Here is a 24,074-nt window from a genome sequence, read left to right as displayed (position 1 = left end):
CCACTTTAACAAAGTGGACACTATTTGTGGTATCATTTGCAACAAAGATCACATACTTCATCTAAAGGACGGCGGAATCGATGCGGCTTACCATGTATACTGATTTTTCATTGCGTATCCTCATGTATCTCGGGGCTAAAGAGCAAAGCGAGCTTTCGACCATCCAAGACATCTCCGACGCTTATCATATATCCAAGAATCACTTAATGAAGGTGTCCCATGAGCTCGGACAAGCAGGATATATCGAAGCGGTAAGAGGCAGAGGAGGGGGAATACGCCTGGCCAAACGGCCAGAACTGATAAACATCGGTGAAGTTGTGCGCCGGATGGAGGACGATTTTCACCTTGTGGAATGCTTCAACCCTGCCGGCAACAGCTGCCCGATTACCCCGGTGTGCGGATTAAAAGGTGTGCTCGGCAGAGCACTGGCTGCCTATTTACAGGTGCTCAGTGGATATACGCTTGAAGACTTGCTGCTGAATAAGCATGATCTTCAGGCTATCTTTCATAAAGAGGTTGCGGAACCCCGTATGGAATCCGGTACGGATCGCGTTTATTGAGAGGACTCCCCCAGCAGCAGCCTTTCCTCATCCCTGCTGTGAATGGCATTCACAACGATAAGAGCATGGAACTGCTGAAGCACCTCCGGTGAGAGTCCGTCTTCATCAAGCATGGATTTGATATCTGCAATGATTATCCGGAGCAGCTCATGATCACGTGTCAACTTGGTTACTGCATGCTGCAAACCGGGATTCTTCACTGCCATCTCCGGGTAGAATCCCTCTTCTTCTGCTTCGGCATGACTCAGTATCCTCGTTTCCCAATATTCTACAAGATGATCGGCCGCTTGACGTGCAACTTCGAATTCCCGTGCCTCCAGCAGGTTCTCGACTTCTTCAGTTTTAGCTATTGCACCGGACAATCCGCCTTGATGTATGGCATGATGGGCGTGTAGTTGGCGTAATGAAGGTCCTACCATTGTATATCCTCCCCCATTTTTTTCTCAGTATAACATAGAAGACCGCTGTGAAATTTCCGGTTAGGACATCCCCTGCACATAAAGAGGGATTTCCCTAACTACAGTTGGTATAGCATACATTCTCATAACATTATTAAAGCTCTCCTACTCAAAAGGAGGGCTTTTGACTTTTTGCGGAATCAAGGGATTTCCCGCGGGACTATAGGACATTCCCTAATGGGAACTCCGGCCGGAGGCCTCCATAATGGAGGTATTCGAATGAATAGTGAGTCGGACTCTTCCATGTCCTTCATTCTGCAAAGGAGTGTTTGTAAGCGATGAAGAAAAAATTCGGCTTGAACTTTTTTAAGCCTGTTGAAAGTTATTCCGGGAAGTGGTCCATTCTGGAGGAAAAGAATAGGGATTGGGAAGATATGTACCGCCAGCGCTGGTCCCATGATAAAGTGGTCCGCACCACGCATGGAGTGAACTGTACGGGCTCCTGCAGCTGGAAGGTTTTCGTGAAGAATGGAATTATTACCTGGGAGAATCAGCAGATTGACTATCCGTCCTGCGGACCTGATATGCCGGAGTTCGAACCCCGGGGCTGCCCCAGAGGGGCTACTTTTTCCTGGTATGAATATAGTCCGCTTCGGGTGAAATACCCCTATATGAGAGGGAAGCTATGGCGGCTGTGGAAGGCAGCGCTTCAGGAGCATGACAACCCCGTGGATGCTTGGTCAAGTATCGTGGAAGACCCGGAGAAAGCGGATCTCTATAAAAAGGCCCGGGGGAAAGGCGGTCATATCCGGGTGGCATGGGACGATGCGCTTCGTCTGATATCGGCACAGCTAATCTATACCATACGAAAATATGGGCCTGACCGGATTGCCGGTTTTACTCCGATTCCGGCGATGTCGATGGTCAGCTATGCTTCGGGTGCGCGGTTCATCTCGCTCATTGGCGGACAAATGCTCAGCTTTTATGACTGGTACGCCGATCTGCCTCCGGCTTCTCCGCAAATTTGGGGCGAGCAGACGGATGTACCTGAATCCTCAGATTGGTATAATGCCGGCTATTTGATCATGTGGGGCTCGAATGTCCCGTTAACCCGGACACCGGATGCCCACTTCATGACCGAAGTGCGTTATAAGGGAACCAAAGTGGTATCTGTAGCACCGGATTTGGCGGAGAACGTCAAATTTGCCGACAACTGGCTCGCACCCCATCCGGGTACCGATGCTGCATTGGCACAGGCAATGACTCATGTGATTTTGAAGGAATTCTATAATGAACGTAAAGAACCTATGTTTATGGATTATGCCAAACAGTATACGGACATGCCCTTCATCATCCTTTTGGACCCTCATGAGCAATCCTTGAAGGGCGGCCGTTTTCTGCGTGCCAGCGATCTCGGTGATTCTTCTCCACATGCAGACTGGAAACCGGTAATCTATGATTCGGGTTCCGGGGAGCTGATTGTGCCTAACGGTACCATGGGACAGCGCTGGGAGACGGATAAGAAATGGAATCTGATTCTCAAACGGGAGGATGGAACGAAGATCGACCCTGCGTTATCTGTCGATGGTCATGCCGAGCAGTGGGTAGAAATTGTATTCCCTTACTTCGATCAAGCGGGGAATGGAACATTCACACGGATGATTCCGGCTATGAAAATACGGCTTGCCGACGGAACGGAGCGGTACGGAGCAACCGTGTATGATCTGATGATGAGTCAATACGGGATCAGCAGGATAGAGAGTCTTCACAACGCCAAGGATTATGACGATAGCGCTTCGCACTATACCCCTGCATGGCAGGAGAACATCACAGGTGTGAAATCCAGTGTCGTGGTCCAGATTGCCCGGGAATTTGCCCAGAACGCCATCGATACCGGCGGTCGCTCCATGATCATCATGGGAGCCGGGATTAATCACTGGTTCAACAGCGACACCATCTACCGCTCCATATTGAACCTTGTTGTACTTACGGCGTCCCAAGGAGTAAATGGCGGCGGCTGGGCGCATTATGTCGGACAAGAGAAATGCCGCCCCATCGAAGGCTGGTCTACCATCGCCTTCGCGAAGGATTGGCAGGGCCCGTCCCGGCAGCAAAATGCTACATCGTTCTTCTATTTTGCGACAGAACAATGGCGTTACGAAGAGAGTGGTACCGATTCGCTCAAGTCACCGACAGCAGGAGAGGTCGCCTACCAGCACCCCGCTGATTACAATGTGCTTGCAGCAAGGCTTGGCTGGCTGCCATCCTTCCCGCAGTTTAATAAAAACAGTCTCCTGTTCGCTGAAGAAGCTGCTCAGCAGGGGAAGAAAACCAACGCTGAGATTATCAATCATACGCTGGAGGGGATCAAATCACGGACGACCCGTTTTGCCGTGGAAGATCCGGGCGCACCGGAGAACTTCCCGCGGACCTTGTTTATTTGGCGCTCGAATCTGATATCCAGCTCTGCGAAAGGACAGGAATACTTCATGAAGCATCTGCTCGGCGCATCGGATGGACTGCTTGCCCGGCCGAATGAAGAGCAGAAGCCTGAAGAAATCGTCTGGCGGGAGGATGTGGAAGGCAAGCTGGATCTAATGGTCGCGCTGGATTTCCGGATGACGACAACGCCGCTGTATGCAGATATCGTTCTTCCGGCCGCAACCTGGTATGAGAAGACGGATTTATCATCTACAGATATGCATCCATTTGTGCATCCGTTTAATCCTGCGGTCAATCCGCTGTGGGAATCCCGTTCGGATTGGGATATTTACCGCCAGCTCTCGGAAGTTTTCTCGGAAATGGCGAAATCAGAGCTGCCGGGTGTTTATAAGGATCTGGTTGCAACACCGCTTGCTCATGATTCCATCAGTGAGATATCACAGCCGATGGGCTTGGTCAAAGACTGGGCTAAGGGTGAAGTGGAAGCTATTCCTGGTAAAACGATGCCGAATCTGAGCATTGTAGAACGGGATTATACCAAGATCCATGATAAATACATTTCACTTGGACCTAATCTGGTCACTGGCAAAGCTGGCGCACACGGCATCAGCTTCTCCGTGGCAGAAGAGTATGAAGAGCTGAAACGTCTGAATGGAGTCTTTTATGATGATTCGATCAAAGACGGCTTGCCCAAAATCCAAACCGCCCGCCAGGTTGCAGACACGATTCTTCATCTTTCTTCCGCAACCAATGGCCGGGTGTCCCAGAAAGCCTACGAACAAGCGGAGAAGGATTCCGGCGTAGTATTAAAAGATATCTCAGCCGACCGGGCTGCAGAAAAAATTACTTTCCATAGCATCACTGCACAGCCACGGGAAGTGATTCCTACACCGGTATTCAGCGGCTCTAACAAGCAAGGGCGCCGGTATTCGCCCTTCACCACCAATATTGAACGTCTTGTCCCGTTCCGGACATTGACAGGCAGACAGCATTTCTACATTGACCACGAGATCTTCCAGCAGTTTGGAGAAGCGCTGCCAATCTATAAACCGACTTTGCCGCCTATGGTATTTGGACCACGCGACAAAGAAGTGAAGGGCGGGCAGGATGCGCTTGTCCTCCGGTACTTAACGCCGCACGGCAAGTGGAATATTCACTCGACCTACCAGGACAACCAGCATATGCTGACCCTGTTCCGCGGGGGGCCAACGGTGTGGATCAACAACGAGGATGCCGAGCGGCACGATATAGCCGATAATGATTGGCTGGAGGTCTATAACCGGAACGGCGTGGTCACTGCCCGCGCCGTAGTCAGCCACCGGATGCCCAGAGGCACCATGTTCATGTATCACGCGCAAGACAAGCATATTCAAGTTCCCGGCTCCGAGATCACAGATACGCGTGGCGGCAGTCATAATGCTCCCACCCGAATTCATCTTAAGCCCACCCAGATGGTTGGGGGTTACGCACAGCTCAGCTATGGCTTCAACTACTATGGTCCAATCGGCAACCAGCGTGATGTATACGTAGCGGTGCGAAAAATGAAGGAGGTTAACTGGCTTGAAGATTAAAGCGCAAGTAGCAATGGTGATGAACCTGGATAAGTGCATCGGCTGTCATACCTGCAGCGTGACCTGCAAAACGACCTGGACGAACCGCAAAGGTGCGGAATACATGTGGTTTAATAATGTTGAAACAAAGCCGGGCATCGGATATCCGAAACGCTGGGAAGACCAGGAACTCTACAAGGGGGGCTGGCAGCTCCGTAAAGGCAAGCTTGAGCTGAAATCGGGCAACAAGTTGTCCAAGATTGCGCTCGGAAAGATATTTTATAACCCGGACATGCCGGAAATGAAGGATTATTATGAACCCTGGACTTACAATTATGAGCATCTGACGGAAGCGGGGGAACAAAAGCATTCACCCGTGGCACGCGCACATTCAGCTGTAACAGGCGAGAAGATGGACCTGGAATGGGGGCCGAACTGGGAGGATGATCTGGCCGGCGCTCACGTGACCGGACCCCTTGATCCGAACATCCAGAAGATCGAAGAGGAGATCAAATTCAACTTTGAACAGTCGTTTATGATCTATCTGCCGCGCCTCTGTGAACATTGCCTCAATCCCAGCTGTGTCGCCTCTTGTCCATCGGGTGCGATGTATAAACGGGAGGAAGACGGCATTGTTCTGGTGGATCAGGAGGCCTGCCGGGGCTGGAGATACTGTATGACAGGCTGCCCTTATAAAAAAGTATATTTCAACTGGCAAACCAACAAAGCGGAAAAATGCACCTTTTGCTTCCCGCGTGTGGAGGCCGGTCTGCCAACGGTATGCTCAGAGACCTGCACCGGGCGTATCCGTTATCTTGGCGTACTGCTCTACGACGCAGACAAGGTGCTGGAGGCTGCTTCGACACCGGATGAGAAAGATCTGTACAAAGCTCAATGTGATCTGTTTATGAATCCTCATGATCCTGAAGTCATTGCCCAGGCCAGAAAAGACGGGATTTCAGAAGATTGGCTGGAAGCCGCTCAGAATTCACCGGTCTACAAGCTCGCCATTGAGCACAAGCTGGCGTTCCCGCTTCACCCGGAATACCGGACCCTGCCGATGGTATGGTATGTACCTCCGCTCAGCCCGATTATGAACTATTTTGAAGGGAAGGATTCTCTGAAGAATCCGGACATGATCTTTCCGGCGATCGAGGAAATGCGGACACCGATTCAGTATTTAGCCAACATGCTGACTGCGGGTGATACGCAGACTGTAAAAGAAGCTCTGCAGCGGATGGCTATGATGCGCTCCTATATGCGTGCCAAGTCAGCCAATCTGCCCTTCGATCCAAGCCGTCTTGAACGTGTGGGCCTGACCGCACAGCAGACGGAACAGATGTACCGTCTTTTGGCTATTGCCAAATATGAGGACCGCTTCGTGATTCCGACTTCGCATAAGGAACAAACCATGAATCCTTACCGTGCCCAAGGCTCTGCTGGGTATGGCAACCAGATGGGAGATATGGGTTCCTTCGGGTCATCAGGGTCGGGATGCGATGGATGCGGTCCGTCAAATACTGCCGGTTCGGAGTCGAAAACGGCCAAGGAATTATACGAAGAGAACTTCTACGGAGGGATCTGGCGTGATTGACTTAACGAAGCTGTATACATTCAAGCCTTCTTTCGGGTACTATGCCCTGCAGCTGATGTATCCGGAAAAGCAGGATTTTCAACAATCTTTTCAGGATGAGGCGTTCGAAGTGGGGCATCCGGCTTACGATCATGTGCAAAGGTATGGGACGCTCATGCAGTGCTACAGTTTGGATGAAATCCAGGAACGGTATGCAGCAACATTTGATTTTCAGCGGGACTGTGCACTTTATATGACCTATTTTAAGTTTGAGGATGCTAAGGAGCGCGGTCAAATCCTGGCGAAACTGAAAATGCTGTATGAAATGTACGGCCTTGAAATGCCGGAAGGGGAGCTGCCGGATTATTTGCCGCTCATGTGTGAATTTCTATATGCAGCTGAATGGCGTAACGATTCCCGGGCACCCGAGAATTTCCGGATGCTGATTGCGGTTCTTGAGGATGGCACGTACCACTTGCTCCAGGCACTGGACAAAAATGAAAGTCCGTATTTTCATCTGGTGAAGGGGCTACGGGAAACACTCAAAGCTTGCATCGAACAGGAGGCTTTCAGTCAATGAATATGTTCGATCAATTCTTATGGGTCATTATTCCATACATTTGCCTAGTTATTTTTATCGTCGGGCATATTTACCGCTACCGGAGAGACCAGTTCAACTGGACGGCTAAATCCAGTGAGTTCATCGAGAAGAAGCAGTTGAAATATGGGAGTATTCTTTTTCATCTTGGGATTATTCCGGTTATTTTCGGGCATATCGGCGGCCTAGTTGTTCCGAAATCATGGATGGAGGCTGTGGGTGTAAGTGAACACACGTATCACATTGGGGCTGTATACATCGGTGGGATTTTTGGAATAGCCACCCTTGCCGGGATGCTGATTCTTACCTCACGCCGGTTCACGCTCAAGAATGTCCGGCGGCTTAGCAGCGCATCTGATTTGATCGTGAATTCTCTGCTCTTGTTCATTGTATTTATGGGCATGTACTCCACCCTTGTTACCAATGCCGTACAGCCTGAATTTGATTACCGGGAGACTATTTCCGTATGGTTCCGCGGCTTGTTCATGTTCAGACCCGATCCTTCGTTAATGACAACTGTGCCGCTTTCTTTTAAAATTCACGTCTTGTCGGGTTTCGCCATCTTCGCATTTTGGCCCTTTACCCGGCTTGTTCATGTATGGAGTGTTCCGTTGAATTATGTAGGCAGAAGTTATATTCTATACAGAAGACATAAATCGAATTAAAGGAAAGTAAGTGAGCGCTTCTTTCCCTGTTCAAATAGGAGAGAAAACGATGGAAAACAAGGTCGATTATCAGCTGGAGCTGGACCAAATCCGTGAAGCATTAGGGTATGACTTCATGTCATTGGCACTTGCCGACCCTGCAGATTATGACTATGTCATTCGATGGAAATACGCCTCAGGCAATCTGAATTCCCGTTACAAACGGATTGTTCTTCAGTCGGGAAGAGGGGTCGCGGGAATAGTATTCAAGACCGGAAAGTCGTTTTTACTCTCATCAGTAACAGAACAGGTACAGCAAGAAATGCTGTTTAATTATCCCATAGTTAAGTCTGAGAATCTGCAAAGCATCGGGGCAGTGCCGCTATGGAATGATGCCCGCGTAGCGGGTGTGCTTCTCGGCGGTTTCCGGGGAATTCAGCAGGTGAATGAAATGATGCTGAAGGATCTGGAGAATACGGCACGCAAGGGTATTGGAGACTTGAACGGGAAGGAATTGTTGCTGAGTTGATGCTGCCAACCGGGATGGATTCACTAAATATTCTGATGCTGAAGCTGTTCGAGAACAGCAGGGAGGCTATCTTCTTTTTTGACAGGGAAGGGAAGACGCTGGCAATGAATCCGGCGGCCTCCAGTATTGTGGACAGTGACTTTCTGAACCAGCTGGAGCAAGGGAATTCCCTTGCCCTCTGCGGTACATGCAGGGGTTATACCAGTGACCAGGAGCTCCGCACCTGTCTCAACTGCTTTTTTCATACGCCGGAATCTGAGGATTTCACCTCTTACCAGGTCTACCTTGAGACAAAAAATAAAGGGATAGTCCCCTACGCGGCAAGCTTTCATACCATAGATTCTGAGAATGGAATCCGGGTGTTGATGCTGCGGGATCTAACCAGACAATTCAAGACCCAAGAGAAATTTTATCAGAATAAAATGATGAAGCATGTGATTGAAGCCCAAGAGAATGAGCGCAAACGGATTTCCCGTGAGCTGCATGACAGCGTAGCACAGGAACTTATGAGCGCTGTAGTGGACTTGCGGGTGCTTAAGTATATGACCGCAGATGACAACATTCTTAAAAAGGTGAAGCAGACCGAAGTATCCATGACGCGGCTCTTGAACGATATCCGCAATCTCTCCGTGGAGCTTCGCCCGGCTGCTCTCGATGATTTCGGACTCGAAGCAGCCTTTCGTTCACACTTTAAACGGCTGGAGCAAATCTATGGGCTCATCATAGAGTTTGAATCCGATCTCTCAGAGAACCGCTATGACAGTGAAATAGAAACGGTGATGTACCGGGTCTGTCAGGAAGCTGTGCTTAATGCTCTTAAGTATGCACAGGTAGACTTGGTCCGAGTAATACTTACCGAGCAGGACGGAATGCTGAAGCTCACGATCGAAGATGAAGGGATCGGATTTAGTCCAGGGGATGAGCCGACTGGCACCGGACTGGGATTATACGGCATGCAGGAGCGGGCAGAATTAGTAGGGGGCAGCTTCAGCATAAGGACGGAGACGGGAATGGGAACCTCGATTTTCATTCAAGTTCCTGTCGGAGATGGTAGTGGAAAGGATTGATCACCGGATGAAGATCGTTATCGCAGACGACCATGCCATTGTGCGCAGCGGTTTTGCCATGATTCTGAATTTCCAGGATGACATCGAAGTCATTGGTGCTGCTGCCGACGGGATTGAAGCCTATGCGTTGGTAGCAAAATGCAGGCCGGATATCCTGATCATGGATCTTAGCATGCCTCCCGGGGAGAGCGGGCTAATTGCTACAGGCAAAATCAAGGAGGATTACCCCGATACCAAAATATTGATCCTGACCATGCATGACGATGAAGAATATCTGTTCCATGTTCTGAAGAACGGAGCGTCAGGTTATGTGCTGAAGAGTGCGCCGGATGAGGAGCTTTTACTGGCTATTCGCACCATTCATCAGGGAGGAACCTATATTCACCCCAAACTGGCTACCTCCCTGGTCCGTGAATTTATCAAAAAGGACAAAACAGCCGCTACAGAAGACCCGTTTGAATTGCTGTCCAAGCGGGAGCTGGAGATTTTGCCTCTAATCGCCAAAGGCTATGGAAATAAAGAGATCGCAGAAAGGCTGTTTATCTCTGTGAAGACAGTAGAAGCCCATAAATCAAAGATCATGGAGAAATTACATCTGAAGAGCCGGCCCGAGCTGGTCGAATATGCCTTGAAAAAAAAACTGCTGGATTTCTAAGCACGGATTGGAGGATATATATGCCAAATTCCGCCGGTTTGTCCGCTACTTCTCCCGCTATGCGCATTCTAGAGAACGAGCACCGCTATTTGTCCTTTCTGATGCAAGAATGGCATACGATTGTTCTTTCTTTTGAACAAGACGACCTCCCGGGCGAGGAAGAAGCCAGGCACAGGATCAGGGAGCTGCGGAGGCTCATTATGGAGTTTCAGATTCCGCTTGCCAAGCATACACAAAAAGAAGAAGAACATTTTTTCCCGCTGCTCGGAAGCTACATAGGTTTTGAACAAGGGCCGCTGGTTGGTATTCAGGAAGAGCATGTGGAGATTGATGGATATTTGGGTCATTTCCTTCACCATACGGCAGGCGATTTGGAACTGATGCCGCTGGCAAAAATGATATCCGCCGTGAAGGATGCCGGAGAGGCTTTTGAAATATTAACCGTTCATTTGGTCAAAGAAGAAGCGGTCATTTTTCCAATGACTGAAACTCAGCTGAGCGAGCCGGATCATAAACGGCTTTTCTCTAGAATGAATACGCTCATTACATGAAATCTGCATACGGCTTCACTGTCCCCATTGGGATGGTGGAGCTGTTTTTTTATTTTCAGGGAATACCCTCTCAGGGACAGGGGACTCCCCTATATCAGCGGCAGAGTCACGGCAGATACAATAAGGACAGGAAGTGAATTCATACAGGCAGCAGATAAAAATGGCGGAAAAGGTGAGTGGAATGATTAAAAAACTGCAGTTGCCGTTACAAACCCTGAATTTGATCGTAGGCTTTATGGTATGGGTAATTATTTCATCCCTAATGCCCTTTATTTCCGAGGATATATCTATTCCATCCGGAAAACTGGCTATGGTTACGGCGATTCCCGTAGTCCTAGGCTCGATCCTGCGTATTCCTCTCGGCTATTATGCCAATATTCTCGGGGCGCGTATCATTTTTATGGTCAGCTTTATCCTGCTGCTGTTTCCCGTCTTCTATATAAGCAATGCCACCACATATATGGACTTGATTGTTGGTGGATTGTTTTTAGGGATCGGCGGCGCAGTTTTTTCCGTAGGGGTCACCTCGTTGCCCAAGTATTTTCCAAAAGAAAAGCACGGGTTTGTGAACGGGATCTACGGGGTAGGGAATTTGGGCACAGCCCTTACCACATTCACTGCTCCAATTGTTGCTGCCCATTATGGATGGGCTACTGCTGTGAAGCTGTATCTGATCCTTCTGCTGGTATTTATTGTACTGAATTTCTTCATCGGTGACCGCCATGAGCCTAAGGTAAGAACCCCTATTATTGAACAGATCAAAGGGGTAGCTGCCAACGAGAAGCTCTGGTTGTTCTCACTCTTCTATTTCATTACGTTCGGATCGTTTGTCGCATTTACCATTTATCTGCCTAACTTTCTCGTATCCAATTTTGGACTGGAAAAGGTGGATGCAGGCATGCGCACAGCAGGATTTATTGCCGTTGCCACATTCTTCCGGCCGGTTGGCGGCTGGCTGGCAGACAAATTTCAGCCTTTATTTCTGCTCATCGGAACCTTCAGTATTTATACTGTTGCAGCAATCCTGTTAGCATTTCTGCCCTCTATTGGACTGTACACGGTTGGGTGCCTGGCTATTGCCTTCAGTGCCGGGATTGGCAATGGGGTCATATTCAAATTAGTCCCGCTCTATTACAATAAGCAGGCGGGGATTGCCAACGGGATTGTCTCAATGATGGGAGGGCTGGGCGGATTCTTCCCGCCGATTATGCTCTCCGTTATCTTTTCCATCACAGGCCAGTATTCGATCGGGTTCATGCTGCTTTCGCAAGTGGCTCTGGCGAGTCTTGTTCTTGTCATTTGGTTGTATTACAACGATCGCCTGGCGCTTACTTCTGAAGTGTTCAAATCTACGGCACAGGGAATTCTTGTTACAGATGCTTCGGGTGTTATCAAGAGCGTCAACCCTGCATTTACGAGGCTTACCGGTTTTACGGAAGCAGAGGTACTTGGCAAACTGCCAAATGTGCTGAAGTCAGGAAGGCAACCACAAGATTTTTACAGTAACATGTGGGGTGAAATCCGGGTAAAGGGAGTTTGGCAGGGTGAGATTTGGAACAGAAGGAAGAATGGTGAAGAGTATCTCCAGCTGCTGAATATCAGTGCTGTCAAGGATGAGACCGGCGCAGATATTCGTTATGTCGGTACATTCAGCGATATTACGCAGAAATAAGCGGGGGGTCATTAGCGATAAAAGGAGGGCGTATGAGAACGAAACCAATCACCGATCAACTAAGACGTCCCATCCGGGATTTGAGAATTTCGGTAACTGACCGTTGTAATTTTCGCTGTACCTACTGCATGCCTAAGGAAGTATTCGGTGACAATTACGCCTTCATGCCTGCCCGCGAGCTGCTGTCTTTTGAGGAGATTCTTCGTTTGAGTAGGCTTTTTGTATCCTTGGGGGTTGTCAAAATCCGCCTGACCGGGGGAGAACCGTTGCTGCGGAGTAATCTTCACGAGCTTGTATCCGAAATCCGGTCTATAGATGGAATAGAGGACATTGGATTGACCACTAACGGTGTCTTCCTTGGACAACAGGCTAAAGGATTGTACAGTGCAGGATTGCGGCGTTTGAACATTAGCCTGGATGCGCTGGATCCGGAGATTTTCGGAAAGATGAACGGAAGAGGGACGAAACCATCTCTTATCCTGAGAAATATCGATCAAGCCCGTGACCTTGGCTATGAGATCAAAATCAACATGGTGGTTGAAAAAGGCGTTAATGAATCGGAGATCCTGCCAATGGCTGCTTATTTCAAGGAACGCAACATAACGCTGCGCTTCATTGAATTTATGGATGTGGGCAATGACAATGGCTGGAGCCCCGCAAAAGTTGTAACCAAAAAGAATATTCTCCAAAGCCTTCAAGGTGCTTATGAGCTTGAGGCTTTGGGGCTGGCAAGCCAGGGGGAAGTTGCTCAGCGATACCGCTACAAAGACTGTCAGACAGAGGTCGGATTTATCACTTCGGTATCTGAATCCTTTTGCTCTTCTTGTACACGGGCAAGGCTATCCTCTGACGGTAAATTCTACACTTGTCTGTTTGCATCCAAGGGTACGGATCTGCGGACATTGCTTCGCGCCGGAGTTGATGACAGTGCTCTGTTGAACGTGATTAAAGACATTTGGGAGCTGCGCGGAGACCGGTATTCCGATGAGCGTCAAGAACAAAGTGCAGCCAGCAGGAACAAGATAAGTATGTCTTATATAGGTGGCTGACGGGTTGGGACACACATAATTGTATGACTATATAAAGTAGGAGTCGATGGTCACCCATGAACGGAGCAGAACTGCTGATTCAGCTATTGATTGACAAGAACGTCGAAACCATTTTTGGATATCCCGGCGGAGCCGTGCTTCCTCTGTACGATGCACTGTTTGATTGTAAAGCCATACAGCATATATTGGTAAGACATGAGCAGGCGGCTGTTCATGCCGCAGATGGTTACGCAAGGGCTACGGGGCGTCCAGGGCTTGCCCTCGTCACCAGCGGGCCTGGCGCAACCAACGCCATTACCGGAATCGCAACAGCGTTTATGGATTCTATTCCATTGGTTATCCTTACTGGTCAGGTGGCTACCGAATTAATCGGTCTGGACAGCTTCCAGGAAGTGGATATTTACGGAATGACGATGCCGGTTACTAAACATAATTATATAGTTAGGGAGGTTGGCGATCTTCACCGGATTGTAAATGAAGCCTTCTATTTAGCCACGTCAGGCCGTCCCGGTCCTGTATTGATCGATCTGCCGAAGAACATAATGACAGCCATAGTTGCGGACAAGCTGTACAATGAAATGTCTCCGCCACCCTTACATATCCGCGGCTATCAGCCTTATTTACAAATCCCTGCCCGTAGCCTTGAGCTTGCCGCAGAGCGATTCAATCAAGCGGAACGTCCTTTAGTCCTCGTAGGCGGTGGCTGTATGCCGGGGGATACGCCCGGATGGTTGAAACAGTTTGTGGAGCGGTTCCGCCTTCCGGTTGCGAGCACCTTAATGGGACTCGGTGCCTTGCCTTCCGACCATCCCCAGCATTTAGGTATGGTGGGCATGCACGGAACTGTAGCGGCAAATCGGGCATTGCAGGCAGCTGATTTGGTATTATGTCTTGGGGTCCGCTTCAGTGACCGCGTTACAGGCAACCGCAAGTCATTCTCCCCCGGCTCTTTTAAAATACAAGTTGATATTGATTCCTCTGAACTGAATAAGAACATCAATGTAGACCTATCCATAACAGGACTCATCTCGGAGATGCTTGCCGGATTGATGGAAGAAATACATAGGAGTGACATCTCCCCCTGGGAGAGACAAATTCAGCAGTGGATAAAGCGTTCTTCTAAATCTTCCCCACAACCAGAAGCGAAACTGACTCCGCAGGATGTAATTAAATGTATTGATGCAGCTACAGACGGGAGTGCCATCATTTCAACCGATGTAGGCCAGCATCAAATATGGACAGCGAGGAATTATAACTTTACCGAACCGCGTTCTTTTCTAACCTCCGGAGGACTTGGAACAATGGGTTATGGATTACCCGCAGCCATCGGTGCCGCAGTGGCTTACCCCAGCCGGGATGTCATCTGTATCACAGGGGATGGAAGCTTCCAGATGAATATGCAGGAGATCATGACCGCTGTGGATCTGGAGATTAATCTGAAGGTTGCCATTCTTAAGAATGGATATCTGGGGATGGTTAGACAGTGGCAGCAGCTGTTTCTTGGGCGAAGGTATTCTGCAGTGCACATCAGTTCACCAGACTTTGTGGCACTAGCCAAATCTTTTGGCGCTCACGGATTTCGGGCACAGAGCTTGGAAGAAGCAGAGTGCATGATTGAAGAAGCCTTTCACACCAAGGGTGTAGTAATCATGGAATTTGATATTACCGAAGAATCTAATGTATATCCCATCGTTCCCCCGGGGGCCGGGAATCACGACATGATCGAAGAGTAGCGGCATCACAATATGAAGAAGCGGGTTCCGGCAATCGGAGTCCGCTTCTTTGCTTCCCGGGAGATTTCTATGGTTAGAAATATAAAACAATCACTGATATGTACAGCATGACTGAAAAGACAATTTCCAGCATTCCGGTCCGTTTGGCTGTAATCTTGGTTCTTGGAAGGCCCGCTGCGCGTGCCAGCAGAATCAACAGGGGGAAGACTAAGGATGGGAACAGGATCACTCCCGTAAGCAGGAATAGACAGTGATATATGACCGATGCGTAATAATACTGCGGATTATTTTTCTCACGAATAATTGTTTTTACATATAAGGCAGTACCTGCGAAATATAGGAATGCTAGAATAAACAATTCGGCAGCCGTTTCCCAGTTTGTTCCGCCGCCAATATAAAATACGGGAAAAAGCATCAGGCAGAACAGCAGAATACCTGAGATATCGTTAAGCAGCGCCCGTTCGTTTTTGGTTCTGGCATAGTACAGATTTACAGCAAAAAGAGGGAGTGCCAGTAGTGCAAACCAGAGAAGACGAGGCTCGGCAACAACCAGATAAATGATAAAAGGGAGGAGCAACAGGCCATACACTTGGAGCGGCTTGAGAATCCTGTTAAACCGTCTCGTTCGGACCCCTTGCAGCAGCTGGAAGATGAATAAATAAATCAGCAGCCAGCAAATGAACAAAGGTATATGGAGGAATAGCGCCCGTGAGGCTGCCATCCCTAACAAAAAAGGGAGAATCAGCATAGCCCATGCCCCGTGTTGATTAGGAATATACTTTTTCAATATTACATACCTCCTGTATCATAAGATGCTGTATTTCCCCGGCACTATAAATATACGACCCTTCAGGGCACTATTTAGTGATTCCAAGCACACACTGCTGATTTCGCTAACTTATCACGATAAGCACGTGCAAACAGGATTTCCAGTATCGCCGCAGAAGGTCTTTCGCAATATAACTACCCTACGTGGAAAAAAATACTTGCGTTCGCTTATCCATTAGTGCTATTTTAAAATAAAAGCCACACAAAACAACGAAAAAGCACAAAAGAACAACTTGGGATCACATAAGTGATCACCCGGATTTCAGGAGGCTTACTATGAATAACCGACATCTTACCTTTCATACGGATGGAACTTTTAAAATGGTACAGTTTACCGATATCCATCTCCAGGATGGAATCGAGCCGGAGCGCGATGCCCGGACACTGGCGCTTATGCAGCGCATTCTGGAAACTGAGCAGCCGGATCTGGTTGTGTTCAGCGGTGACCTGATTTACAGCGTTGATACAGTGGACCCTAAGGCCACCTTCCGGCGGGTTATTGAGGTAGCGGTACAGGCCGGGACGCCGTTTGCCGTGATCTATGGCAACCACGATACGGAGAAGGGGGTTACACGGGCAGAGCTCCAGGCGATTTTGAAGGAATATGAGTTATGTGTAGCTGAAGCGGGACCGGAAGAGGTGCAAGGTACTGGAAATTATGTGCTACCTCTCTACAGCCATGCTGGAGACAGGGAGTCGGCGGCACTGTATTTCGTGGATTCGGGTGAATATGCGCCTGCTGCTATTGGAGGGTATGCCTGGATTCATCCGAGTCAAGTCGAATGGTATTCCCGGGAATCTGCTAAGATTCGTGAGAGAAACGGCGGAATACTGCCTGCTCTGGCTTTTATGCATATTCCTATTCCCGAATACAATGAGGTGTGGCAGTCGGGGCGTGTAGCCGGGAGAAAAGGCGAAATGGTCTGCTGCTCCAAAGTGAACAGCGGCTGGTTCGCAGCGATGCTGGAAGCGGGGGATGTGATGGCAGCCTTCGCCGGACATGATCACGACAATGATTACATAGGCGTACTGCACGGGATAACACTGGCCTATGGCCGGGTGACCGGGCATAACACTTACGGGGCTTTGCAACGCGGCGCACGGGTTATACAACTCCTGGAAGGGGAGCGGCGTTTCGAGACTTGGATCAGGCTGGAGGATGGCAGTATAGTGTAGCCTAGCATGGATAGAGACAACAGGAGGGTATACGAAATGAAGGTAGATTTTCATCTCCATCTGGAAGAAGGACCCTATTCACCAAGGTGGCTGCAACGTACGCTTGAGAGTCTTACAGCTATGAAAGGCAGCAGTGAGCAGATACATACACTGTCTTGGATGGAGGAGAGCTTCCGTCTATTGGAACGGCGCATCGCGGGCGGAGCTTTTACTACAGAGTGGCTGGACCTGTATCTGGAGCAAGCCAAGAAGAGAGGCCTTCAGACTGTCGGGATCGTTGATCATCTGTACCGGTTCACGAAATATAAAGCCTATTATGAAAAACATATGATCCTGGATGATACCTGGATAGGCCGTTTGCAGCGGGAATGGCTGGACCAGGTATGCATGGCAGATTCGGACGATTTTGTACGGTGTATTCAGCTTCAAAAGGAGAAATGGCGGCATGAGGGCATTGAGCTGCGGCTCGGTATCGAAGCGGACTATTTTCCGGGCTGCGAGCAGGAGCTAAGCCGTATATTGGCGGAACAGCCGTATGACTATGTTATCGGCTCAGTGCATTTTGTAGATGGTTGGGGCTTTGACAATCCAGCGACGCAAACGTATTTTGAACAATTCGATCTGGAGGCACTGTACGACCGGTTCTTCGAAATCGTCGGAAATGCGATCACTTCACGCTTGTTCGATATTGTTGCCCACCTGGATAACCTCAAAGCCTTCAACTATCGCCCCGACGAGCAACGGCTGCTGTCATCGTATGAGCGAATTGCGGATCTGCTGATTGCACATGATACAGCCACAGAGATTAACGCAGGTATGGTGTACCGTTATCCGATTCAGGAAATGTGCCCAAGCCCGGCTTTCCTGGCGGTATTGGCGGCCAAAGGCGTGCTGTTCACGACCTCAACCGATGCCCATTTTCCTGAAGACCTTGGCGGCTATACGGATCAGCAGCTCGGACTTCTGAAGCAGGCGGGGATACGGGATATTGTAACCTTCCATAACCGGCAGAGGAGCCGGCACGGGCTGGAATAACGAATACATGGCGAGTCTTTCTTCTTGAAGAAAGGCTCGTTTTGTAATAGTTGGGTATGTTTTTTGTGATCGGTTATAATAGAATACACAAGTTCGGTAGAGGAGAGTTGCTTAGATGGAGAGCACAATGAAAACGAATATAATTGAATACTGTTTACAGAAAAAAGGGGCAACCAAAGAGTACCCCTTCGGACCTGAGCCCTTGGTGATTAAAATTAAAGACAAAATGTTTGCTCTGATTTTTGAGAATATTGAGAAGCACACCATTATCAACCTGAAATGTGATCCTGTAATTGCGGATAATCTAAGAGAACAGTATGCAAATGTTCGTCCAGGTTACCATATGAACAAAAAACACTGGAATTCAATAACCCTTGATGGTTCCGTACCCGAGCCTGATCTATTTGCTATGATCGACCACTCTTATCTTTTAGTGGTTAAAACCCTCCCTAAAAGCCTCCAAAACTCCATACTGGAGAATTAATGTTATAGGCTTAATATCGTATAAATGGATCCTACTCTTGCACCTGCCCTGACCTCCGGCGACGCAGGCTCATGACAACCAAGGACAAGGCAACGCCCGTGAGGATCAGCCCAAGCACCCGGAATCCCCCGAAGCTGAACTTTCCGCCCATGACAATCCCTATCAATAATGAGGAGAGAATCGTTCCAAGGTATCTGGATGTATTGAACAAACCGGATGCGACTCCGATTATTTCTTTCGGTGAGCTTTTGAACAGGGCGGCTTGCATACCGACATTATTCAGCCCGTTACTTATTCCGAATACAGCTAGAGCCACACACACGCTGATCACTGGCGAATGTTGATTCAATGACACGATCCAAACGGACCCCAAGGTCATTAGTATAGCAGACACCAAGAGTGCCGGACCTGCCCCCGATTGATCGATCCAACGTCCTGCCAGCGGAGAAACCACTAGTGAGCACAATCCTAAGGTTAACATCAGAATCCCTGTATGGAATTCACTGACATGACGTACCGTTTGCAAATAGGAAGGAAGCCCGAAAAATACTGAATAATACAATACATTGACGAGCATGAATTCGATATTGACCCAAGTCATTGCAGGATAATGACCAAATGTGCGCAAGGGAATAAAAGGTGAGGCTGTTTGCAGCTCGTGCCGGACGAAAGCCCAAATGACTATGAGTCCAAGCAGTCCGACAGTAACCGTCAGCCATGAGATATGCCCGGATGATTTTGCTGACAGTAATCCAACGAGAAGTGCAACCAGACCCGTAGTGAAAAGCAGGATACCTGTTACATCAATCATCTGTGCCCAGTTCCGAAATGACCTGTTGCTTGCGATGGCTGCTCGCGGATCATCCTTAGGAATTGTCCTCCAAGCCATTAGAAAGCTCACCAACACAAACGGAATATTGACGTAAAAGATAGCATGCCAATCCCACCAATGAATGATTACCCCGCCAATAAAGGGGCCAATAGCCGCTGCTCCGGATAGGAATATGGATAAAACAGATAATGCCGTCGCTTGCTTTTCTGTGATATGAATTCGCACAATGGCCATTCCAACAGCAACCATCATACTTGTTCCAATGGATTGCACGATACGGAACACGATAAGCCACCCAAAGGTAGGCGACAGTGGAGCTAAGAATGAGGCAGCGAAGGCAACACATAACCCGGTTAGGAATATTTTTCTGCGGCCGAATAAATCACTGGCTTTTCCCATGACAGGTTGTGCAACAGCACTCGCTATGTAAAAAGAAAAAATAACCCAGGAAACTTGTGTGAAATCGAGCTGAAACACCTGTTGTAGTCGTGGAATCGCAACCGAAACCATCGAAGAGTTAAGTGGATTCAAGAGAATACCCAATCCCACGGAGATCATTAACCACCAGCTACGTGAATTCATTTGTGAGTTCCTCCCCGTATTGTTTTAAACCTATCTTACTTGACTTCATGTATTTACTCCAACGCATTTCATGTTATGATTTCATTGACCTGAGGGAATGAATGGAGGCGAAGAGATGGAACTTCTTCAATTGCAATATTTTATCGCCGTTGCTCGACTGGAACATGTTACTGAAGCTGCACGAAGTCTGCACGTTACTCAATCCTCTCTGAGCAAAACGATTGCCCGTCTGGAGGACGATTTGGGGGTTCCCTTATTTGACCGGACCGGAAGAAGATTGCGGTTGAATGAGTTCGGAAGCGGATTTCTCCGCCGGGCAGAACGGGCTTTGTTTGAATTGGAACAGGGCAAGCAGGAGATTAAAGATCTGGCTAACCTGGAACATAGGACCCTGGAACTGGCGGTGACCGCCGCAAGCTCGCTGCCCAATATCCTTCGGGAGTTTCGGAAGAAGATGCCTTCTGTTCATTTTCATGTACAAATGCTTGCCACACAGGAAATGGTCGCACTTCTTCTTAGTGGAGCGGTAGATGTATGCTTGTCTTCACCTCCGGTACAAGGGGATGATATTGAATGTCAAATTGTATACATGGACCCGATCGTTGTCGCTGTACCTAAGGGGCATCACCTGGCAAATCGAAAAAAGGTATCCTTGATAGAACTAAGGGATGAATGGTTTGTCGGTGTAAAGAGAGGCTACGGGACACGTGATAAAGTTGATGCGGTTTGCGAATCTGCTGGATTTGTACCCCAATATGTATATGAGGGAGACGAACCTGCAAGGTTAAGCGCTCTTGTGGAAGCGGAAATTGGAATAGCCTTCATACCAAACAGTGCACGGAACTCACGGGAACACATCCACTATATTCAAGTGGAGGATCACGAAATGGTACGAGAAATCGCATTATTATGGCACAAAAGCCGCTACATTTCGCAGGCTGCTCTGGAATTCCGTGAGGTGGTTGTGGAATATTTCCGGTCGATGTGTTGAATTCCAGCAGGTTCATTATTAACTAAAGAATATACGAGAAGCCCCCCAGGCATAGCCGGGGGGGCTTCTCACTATGTCACTAGGCTCCTTCCTGAATTATGGGAAATCATGTTTATCCCTAGCAGCATCCGGATATCTAGAGCAACAGTTTGCGGATTTATATTGACACAGAAGTGTTTCTCTTCTCTATCGACGCAGCTCACATGATATGTTATCATGATAAACTGATAACGTGTTACCGAACTAAAGCACATGATCCAATGTGTTATCTACTAGGGGGATTTGAGAGATGAAGCGAAGAGGAATATTGGTATTGTTAGTTGTAATGGCTATTACTGTAATAGCGGGCTGCTCCAGTTCAGGCAGTAAGGACGGCAAGCTGGTGATCGGTATAGATGATAAGTTTGCACCGATGGGCTTCAGAGATGATAACAATGAAATTGTCGGTTTTGATATTGATTATGCGAAAGCGGCAGCTGAGAAAATGGGCAAAAAGGTTACCTTCCAGCCAATAGACTGGTCAGCCAAGGAATCGGAGCTGAACAGCGGACGCATTGATATGATTTGGAACGGGTACACCATAACAGACGAGCGTAAGGAGAAGGTCTTATTTACCAAGCCTTATCTGGAGAACAGCCAGGTTGTAGTCGTGCTGGCGGGTTCAACACTGTCCAAGCTGGATGATCTGGCCGGAAAAGAAGTCGGACTGCAGAGCCTTTCGTCGGCCGCCGATGCCCTGGAGGCCAGCCCCATCAAGGCCAAGCTTTCTGGGGTTTCCGAATTCACGGATAATGTGCTTGCCCTGACGGACCTGAAGTCCGGACGCCTGGATGGAGTGGTCATTGATGAAGTGGTGGCAAGATATTATATGTCCAAGGAACCGAACTCTTACAAGCTGCTGGATGAATCCCTTGCTCCTGAGCAATACGGCATCGGCATTAAGAAAGGCAATGAAGCACTGCTGACTGAACTGCAGAAGGCTCTGGATGAATTGAACAGTGACGGAACGGCAGCTGAGATCTCAACGAAGTGGTTTGGAGAAAATAAAGTACTTAAATAGATTGTTTCCTTTAGGAGTCGGGTGAAAGACATGAATATTGACTATATTATTAAGATTTCCGGGCCGATGCTGGAGGGAGCACGGACGACCGTCTTGCTGTTCCTGATAGTGATACTGCTGTCCATTCCACTCGGGATGATTGTCACACTGATGGCCAAAAGTGCCCTCAAGCCGCTGGCCTGGATCGCACACACTTATATCTACGTTATGCGCGGAACACCACTCTTGCTGCAGCTGTTGTTCTTCTGCTTCGGCCTGCCGCAGATTCCCGTGATTGGGCAATATCTGGTCATGGACCGTTTCGTCGCAGCCAGCCTTGGGTTTATCCTTAATTATGGTGCATATTTTGCCGAGATTTTCCGTGGCGGAATGCTATCGATTGATAAGGGGCAACATGAGGCCGCCAAGGTGCTTGGGCTCAGCAAATGGCAAACCCTGCGCAAAGTGATTCTCGCTCAAATGTTCCGGGTGGCGCTGCCTGCGGTAGCCAACGAGTCGATTACCCTGGTCAAGGATACTGCTTTGCTATATGCGGTAGCTGTACCTGAGTTGTTGAATTTTGCAAAAACGGCAGTGAACCGTGATTTTACAGTGACCCCATTTGTAGTAGCAGGCGTAATTTATTTGCTGATGACACTGGTGCTTACGCTATTCTTCAAGGTTCTGGAGAAACGTTTCAAATACGAGTAGAAGGGCTGTTTAGCTATGAGTACTATGATTGAAGTAAAACAATTACAGAAATCTTTTGGCAGCCTCGATGTGCTGAAAAAGATTACCTTTGATGTTAAACCCGGAGAAGTAGTGGCGGTGATCGGGCCTTCCGGCTCCGGAAAAAGCACCATGCTCCGCAGTCTTGTACATCTTGAAGAGGTTACCGGCGGGAGCATTTTTATTCAAGGCAAGCCGCTCGTGGAGAACGGCAAATACGCCAGTGGTGCGGACATTAGGGGAATCACCTCAGCTATGGGCATGGTGTTTCAGCACTTTAATCTTTTCCCTCACCTCACTGTACTGGGAAACCTGGAACTTGCGCCAAGAACGCTGAAACGGGAGAACACTCAGGATATAACCGCTAAAAGCCGAGAACTGCTCTCCAAGGTAGGTCTTGCTGATAAAGCAGAGGTGTACCCCTCCATGCTGTCAGGCGGGCAGAAGCAGCGGGTGGCTATCGCCAGAGCACTTATGCTCAACCCGGACATTCTGCTGTTTGACGAGCCTACGTCGGCACTTGATCCCGAACTGACCGGCGAGGTGCTGCGTGTCATCCGCCAGCTTGCAGAGGAGAACATGACGATGATTATCGTCACACATGAGATGAACTTTGCGCGTGATGTGGCAGACCGTGTATTCTTTATGGACAATGGGGAAATCGCCGAATCGGGCACACCGGAGGAGATCTTCGGCAACCCGCAGCTGGAGCGGACCCGGACATTTTTGTTCCGGGATTAAACGCAAGTGGAAATTAAGAAAGTACATAGCGGATGCTATGTGCTTTCTTTGTCTATCGGAGACCAGGATTTCAGCTTATAATCCTCGCTTCTCCCCCGGACAAACTATTGAACTGAATGTGATTTGCAACATTCAGATTGATCTGCTGAAGGAGGTGCTTCGATGGACATTCAGACAAGCGTGGACATAGCATGGTTTTGACAGTGGACTTATAAAGTGAGAAAATATGGCTTTGTAGAAGAGGAGGCAACAGAATGAATCAGCGTTTTCGTATAACCCGATCGATGCAAGAAAATAATGAGGTGCAAAGCATCTCTTTGGAAGAGTGCAAACAATACTTTGCGTCCTCACCTGACTTTTCGTATTCGCAGGTTCTTACCATTCAAGGAGCAGATAGCATCATGTCCATCGATGGTGATTTTTTTATGTGGAAACTTGGGGATATGGAGATTCCTTTCCGGCTGTATATGGGGGATTTGTATGTAGCCATTTCCAACGAAGCTATCGTTCCCAAAATGATTGAAGTGGCTACGGATCTGCGAGCGGACGTGGTGGAAGGGTGAACTGGAAGAGCGAGTGATTCCTATTGTAAGAAAAGCATCCGCTCTCATGGCGG

General features: G+C 48.6%; 23 protein-coding genes. 20 read left to right on the top strand and 3 right to left on the bottom strand.

What is annotated here, in order from left to right:
- The first annotated feature begins 80 nt into the window (after positions 1 to 80).
- Positions 81 to 560 carry an RrF2 family transcriptional regulator gene (locus A3849_RS26730; RefSeq protein WP_074114125.1) on the top strand — a complete coding sequence of 160 codons (480 nt, stop codon included), beginning with the start codon at positions 81 to 83 and terminating at the stop codon, positions 558 to 560.
- Here the strand turns inward: A3849_RS26730 and A3849_RS26725 are convergent.
- Complete coding sequence (locus A3849_RS26725) at positions 554 to 979, bottom strand: hemerythrin domain-containing protein (protein WP_074114124.1); 426 nt, start codon at positions 977 to 979, stop codon at positions 554 to 556. The genes A3849_RS26730 and A3849_RS26725 overlap by 7 nt on opposite strands.
- A gap of 317 nt (positions 980 to 1,296) precedes the next feature.
- Here A3849_RS26725 and A3849_RS26720 point away from each other — a divergent pair, with 317 nt between their 5' ends.
- The 11 genes from A3849_RS26720 to ilvB all read left to right on the top strand — a co-directional run bounded on the left by A3849_RS26720 (position 1,297) and on the right by ilvB (position 15,021).
- Positions 1,297 to 4,971, top strand: a complete 3,675-nt coding sequence (locus tag A3849_RS26720) for a nitrate reductase subunit alpha (RefSeq protein ID WP_074114123.1) — start codon at positions 1,297 to 1,299, stop codon at positions 4,969 to 4,971.
- Positions 4,961 to 6,544, top strand: a complete 1,584-nt coding sequence (gene narH / locus A3849_RS26715) for a nitrate reductase subunit beta (protein ID WP_074114122.1) — start codon at positions 4,961 to 4,963, stop codon at positions 6,542 to 6,544. Before A3849_RS26720 ends, narH begins: the two co-directional genes overlap by 11 nt.
- A complete protein-coding gene (gene narJ / locus A3849_RS26710) occupies positions 6,537 to 7,103 on the top strand; it encodes a nitrate reductase molybdenum cofactor assembly chaperone (RefSeq protein ID WP_074114121.1) in 567 nt (188 codons plus the stop codon). The genes narH and narJ overlap by 8 nt, the downstream gene beginning before the upstream one ends.
- Positions 7,100 to 7,786, top strand: a complete 687-nt coding sequence (narI, locus tag A3849_RS26705) for a respiratory nitrate reductase subunit gamma (RefSeq protein WP_074109452.1) — start codon at positions 7,100 to 7,102, stop codon at positions 7,784 to 7,786. Before narJ ends, narI begins: the two co-directional genes overlap by 4 nt.
- 49 nt (positions 7,787 to 7,835) lie before the next feature.
- Positions 7,836 to 8,294, top strand: a complete 459-nt coding sequence (locus A3849_RS26700) for a GAF domain-containing protein (RefSeq protein ID WP_074114120.1) — start codon at positions 7,836 to 7,838, stop codon at positions 8,292 to 8,294.
- Positions 8,294 to 9,361 carry a sensor histidine kinase gene (locus A3849_RS26695; protein WP_372237799.1) on the top strand — a complete coding sequence of 356 codons (1,068 nt, stop codon included), beginning with the start codon at positions 8,294 to 8,296 and terminating at the stop codon, positions 9,359 to 9,361. Before A3849_RS26700 ends, A3849_RS26695 begins: the two co-directional genes overlap by 1 nt.
- Before the next feature lie 7 nt (positions 9,362 to 9,368).
- Positions 9,369 to 10,016 carry a response regulator gene (locus A3849_RS26690; RefSeq protein ID WP_074114130.1) on the top strand — a complete coding sequence of 216 codons (648 nt, stop codon included), beginning with the start codon at positions 9,369 to 9,371 and terminating at the stop codon, positions 10,014 to 10,016.
- A gap of 20 nt (positions 10,017 to 10,036) precedes the next feature.
- Positions 10,037 to 10,567 carry a hemerythrin domain-containing protein gene (locus A3849_RS26685; RefSeq protein WP_074114118.1) on the top strand — a complete coding sequence of 177 codons (531 nt, stop codon included), beginning with the start codon at positions 10,037 to 10,039 and terminating at the stop codon, positions 10,565 to 10,567.
- Between the two features lie 181 nt (positions 10,568 to 10,748).
- On the top strand, positions 10,749 to 12,239 hold the full coding sequence (locus A3849_RS26680) for an MFS transporter (RefSeq protein WP_074114129.1): 1,491 nt from the start codon (positions 10,749 to 10,751) through the stop codon (positions 12,237 to 12,239).
- 32 nt (positions 12,240 to 12,271) lie between these two features.
- Positions 12,272 to 13,288, top strand: a complete 1,017-nt coding sequence (moaA, locus tag A3849_RS26675) for a GTP 3',8-cyclase MoaA (protein ID WP_074114117.1) — start codon at positions 12,272 to 12,274, stop codon at positions 13,286 to 13,288.
- Between the two features lie 56 nt (positions 13,289 to 13,344).
- Positions 13,345 to 15,021, top strand: a complete 1,677-nt coding sequence (gene ilvB / locus A3849_RS26670; RefSeq protein WP_074114116.1) for a biosynthetic-type acetolactate synthase large subunit — start codon at positions 13,345 to 13,347, stop codon at positions 15,019 to 15,021.
- Between the two features lie 73 nt (positions 15,022 to 15,094).
- Here ilvB and A3849_RS26665 read toward each other — a convergent pair whose 3' ends face one another.
- Positions 15,095 to 15,808: a YwiC-like family protein gene (locus A3849_RS26665; protein WP_074114115.1), complete on the bottom strand. Its 714-nt coding sequence runs from the start codon at positions 15,806 to 15,808 to the stop codon at positions 15,095 to 15,097.
- Between the two features lie 317 nt (positions 15,809 to 16,125).
- Between A3849_RS26665 and A3849_RS26660 the strand changes: the two genes are divergently transcribed.
- The 3 genes from A3849_RS26660 to A3849_RS26650 all read left to right on the top strand — a co-directional run bounded on the left by A3849_RS26660 (position 16,126) and on the right by A3849_RS26650 (position 18,544).
- Positions 16,126 to 17,025, top strand: a complete 900-nt coding sequence (locus A3849_RS26660; protein WP_074114114.1) for a metallophosphoesterase family protein — start codon at positions 16,126 to 16,128, stop codon at positions 17,023 to 17,025.
- Between the two features lie 36 nt (positions 17,026 to 17,061).
- Positions 17,062 to 18,060 carry a histidinol phosphate phosphatase domain-containing protein gene (locus A3849_RS26655; RefSeq protein ID WP_074114113.1) on the top strand — a complete coding sequence of 333 codons (999 nt, stop codon included), beginning with the start codon at positions 17,062 to 17,064 and terminating at the stop codon, positions 18,058 to 18,060.
- Positions 18,061 to 18,187: 127 nt separating this feature from the next.
- Complete coding sequence (locus A3849_RS26650) at positions 18,188 to 18,544, top strand: MmcQ/YjbR family DNA-binding protein (RefSeq protein WP_074114128.1); 357 nt, start codon at positions 18,188 to 18,190, stop codon at positions 18,542 to 18,544.
- Between the two features lie 31 nt (positions 18,545 to 18,575).
- On the opposite strand, the gene A3849_RS26645 is transcribed toward A3849_RS26650, so the two are convergent.
- On the bottom strand, positions 18,576 to 19,958 hold the full coding sequence (locus A3849_RS26645) for an MFS transporter (protein ID WP_074114112.1): 1,383 nt from the start codon (positions 19,956 to 19,958) through the stop codon (positions 18,576 to 18,578).
- Positions 19,959 to 20,073: 115 nt separating this feature from the next.
- On the opposite strand from A3849_RS26645, the gene A3849_RS26640 reads away from it, so the two are divergent.
- The 5 genes from A3849_RS26640 (at position 20,074) to A3849_RS26620 (ending at position 24,021) form a co-directional block, all read left to right on the top strand.
- Positions 20,074 to 20,949 carry a LysR family transcriptional regulator gene (locus A3849_RS26640; RefSeq protein WP_074114111.1) on the top strand — a complete coding sequence of 292 codons (876 nt, stop codon included), beginning with the start codon at positions 20,074 to 20,076 and terminating at the stop codon, positions 20,947 to 20,949.
- A gap of 289 nt (positions 20,950 to 21,238) precedes the next feature.
- Positions 21,239 to 22,009: an amino acid ABC transporter substrate-binding protein gene (locus tag A3849_RS26635; protein ID WP_074114110.1), complete on the top strand. Its 771-nt coding sequence runs from the start codon at positions 21,239 to 21,241 to the stop codon at positions 22,007 to 22,009.
- 30 nt (positions 22,010 to 22,039) lie between these two features.
- Positions 22,040 to 22,699, top strand: coding sequence for an amino acid ABC transporter permease (locus A3849_RS26630; RefSeq protein ID WP_074114109.1), 660 nt, complete (start codon positions 22,040 to 22,042; stop codon positions 22,697 to 22,699).
- A gap of 15 nt (positions 22,700 to 22,714) precedes the next feature.
- Complete coding sequence (locus A3849_RS26625) at positions 22,715 to 23,458, top strand: amino acid ABC transporter ATP-binding protein (RefSeq protein WP_074114108.1); 744 nt, start codon at positions 22,715 to 22,717, stop codon at positions 23,456 to 23,458.
- Between the two features lie 254 nt (positions 23,459 to 23,712).
- Positions 23,713 to 24,021 carry a hypothetical protein gene (locus A3849_RS26620; RefSeq protein ID WP_074114107.1) on the top strand — a complete coding sequence of 103 codons (309 nt, stop codon included), beginning with the start codon at positions 23,713 to 23,715 and terminating at the stop codon, positions 24,019 to 24,021.
- Positions 24,022 to 24,074: the final 53 nt, after the last annotated feature.

The organism is Paenibacillus sp. P46E (genome assembly GCF_001909095.1).
GTDB lineage: Bacteria > Bacillota > Bacilli > Paenibacillales > Paenibacillaceae > Paenibacillus_AQ > Paenibacillus_AQ helianthi.
This window is presented reverse-complemented; position numbering and strand designations above follow the sequence as displayed.

Coding starts and splice junctions, on each gene's coding strand:
- A3849_RS26680 (WP_074114129.1), top strand. CDS start 10,749: ATGATTAAAAAACTGCAGTTGCCGTTACAAACCCTGAATTTGATCGTA.
- A3849_RS26625 (WP_074114108.1), top strand. CDS start 22,715: ATGAGTACTATGATTGAAGTAAAACAATTACAGAAATCTTTTGGCAGC.
- A3849_RS26650 (WP_074114128.1), top strand. CDS start 18,188: ATGAAAACGAATATAATTGAATACTGTTTACAGAAAAAAGGGGCAACC.
- A3849_RS26700 (WP_074114120.1), top strand. CDS start 7,836: ATGGAAAACAAGGTCGATTATCAGCTGGAGCTGGACCAAATCCGTGAA.
- A3849_RS26645 (WP_074114112.1), bottom strand. CDS start 19,958: ATGAATTCACGTAGCTGGTGGTTAATGATCTCCGTGGGATTGGGTATT.
- narI (WP_074109452.1), top strand. CDS start 7,100: ATGAATATGTTCGATCAATTCTTATGGGTCATTATTCCATACATTTGC.
- A3849_RS26620 (WP_074114107.1), top strand. CDS start 23,713: ATGAATCAGCGTTTTCGTATAACCCGATCGATGCAAGAAAATAATGAG.
- A3849_RS26690 (WP_074114130.1), top strand. CDS start 9,369: ATGAAGATCGTTATCGCAGACGACCATGCCATTGTGCGCAGCGGTTTT.
- ilvB (WP_074114116.1), top strand. CDS start 13,345: ATGAACGGAGCAGAACTGCTGATTCAGCTATTGATTGACAAGAACGTC.
- A3849_RS26640 (WP_074114111.1), top strand. CDS start 20,074: ATGGAACTTCTTCAATTGCAATATTTTATCGCCGTTGCTCGACTGGAA.
- A3849_RS26720 (WP_074114123.1), top strand. CDS start 1,297: ATGAAGAAAAAATTCGGCTTGAACTTTTTTAAGCCTGTTGAAAGTTAT.
- A3849_RS26660 (WP_074114114.1), top strand. CDS start 16,126: ATGAATAACCGACATCTTACCTTTCATACGGATGGAACTTTTAAAATG.
- A3849_RS26630 (WP_074114109.1), top strand. CDS start 22,040: ATGAATATTGACTATATTATTAAGATTTCCGGGCCGATGCTGGAGGGA.
- A3849_RS26725 (WP_074114124.1), bottom strand. CDS start 979: ATGGTAGGACCTTCATTACGCCAACTACACGCCCATCATGCCATACAT.
- A3849_RS26635 (WP_074114110.1), top strand. CDS start 21,239: ATGAAGCGAAGAGGAATATTGGTATTGTTAGTTGTAATGGCTATTACT.
- moaA (WP_074114117.1), top strand. CDS start 12,272: ATGAGAACGAAACCAATCACCGATCAACTAAGACGTCCCATCCGGGAT.
- A3849_RS26655 (WP_074114113.1), top strand. CDS start 17,062: ATGAAGGTAGATTTTCATCTCCATCTGGAAGAAGGACCCTATTCACCA.
- A3849_RS26730 (WP_074114125.1), top strand. CDS start 81: ATGCGGCTTACCATGTATACTGATTTTTCATTGCGTATCCTCATGTAT.
- A3849_RS26685 (WP_074114118.1), top strand. CDS start 10,037: ATGCCAAATTCCGCCGGTTTGTCCGCTACTTCTCCCGCTATGCGCATT.
- A3849_RS26695 (WP_372237799.1), top strand. CDS start 8,294: ATGCTGCCAACCGGGATGGATTCACTAAATATTCTGATGCTGAAGCTG.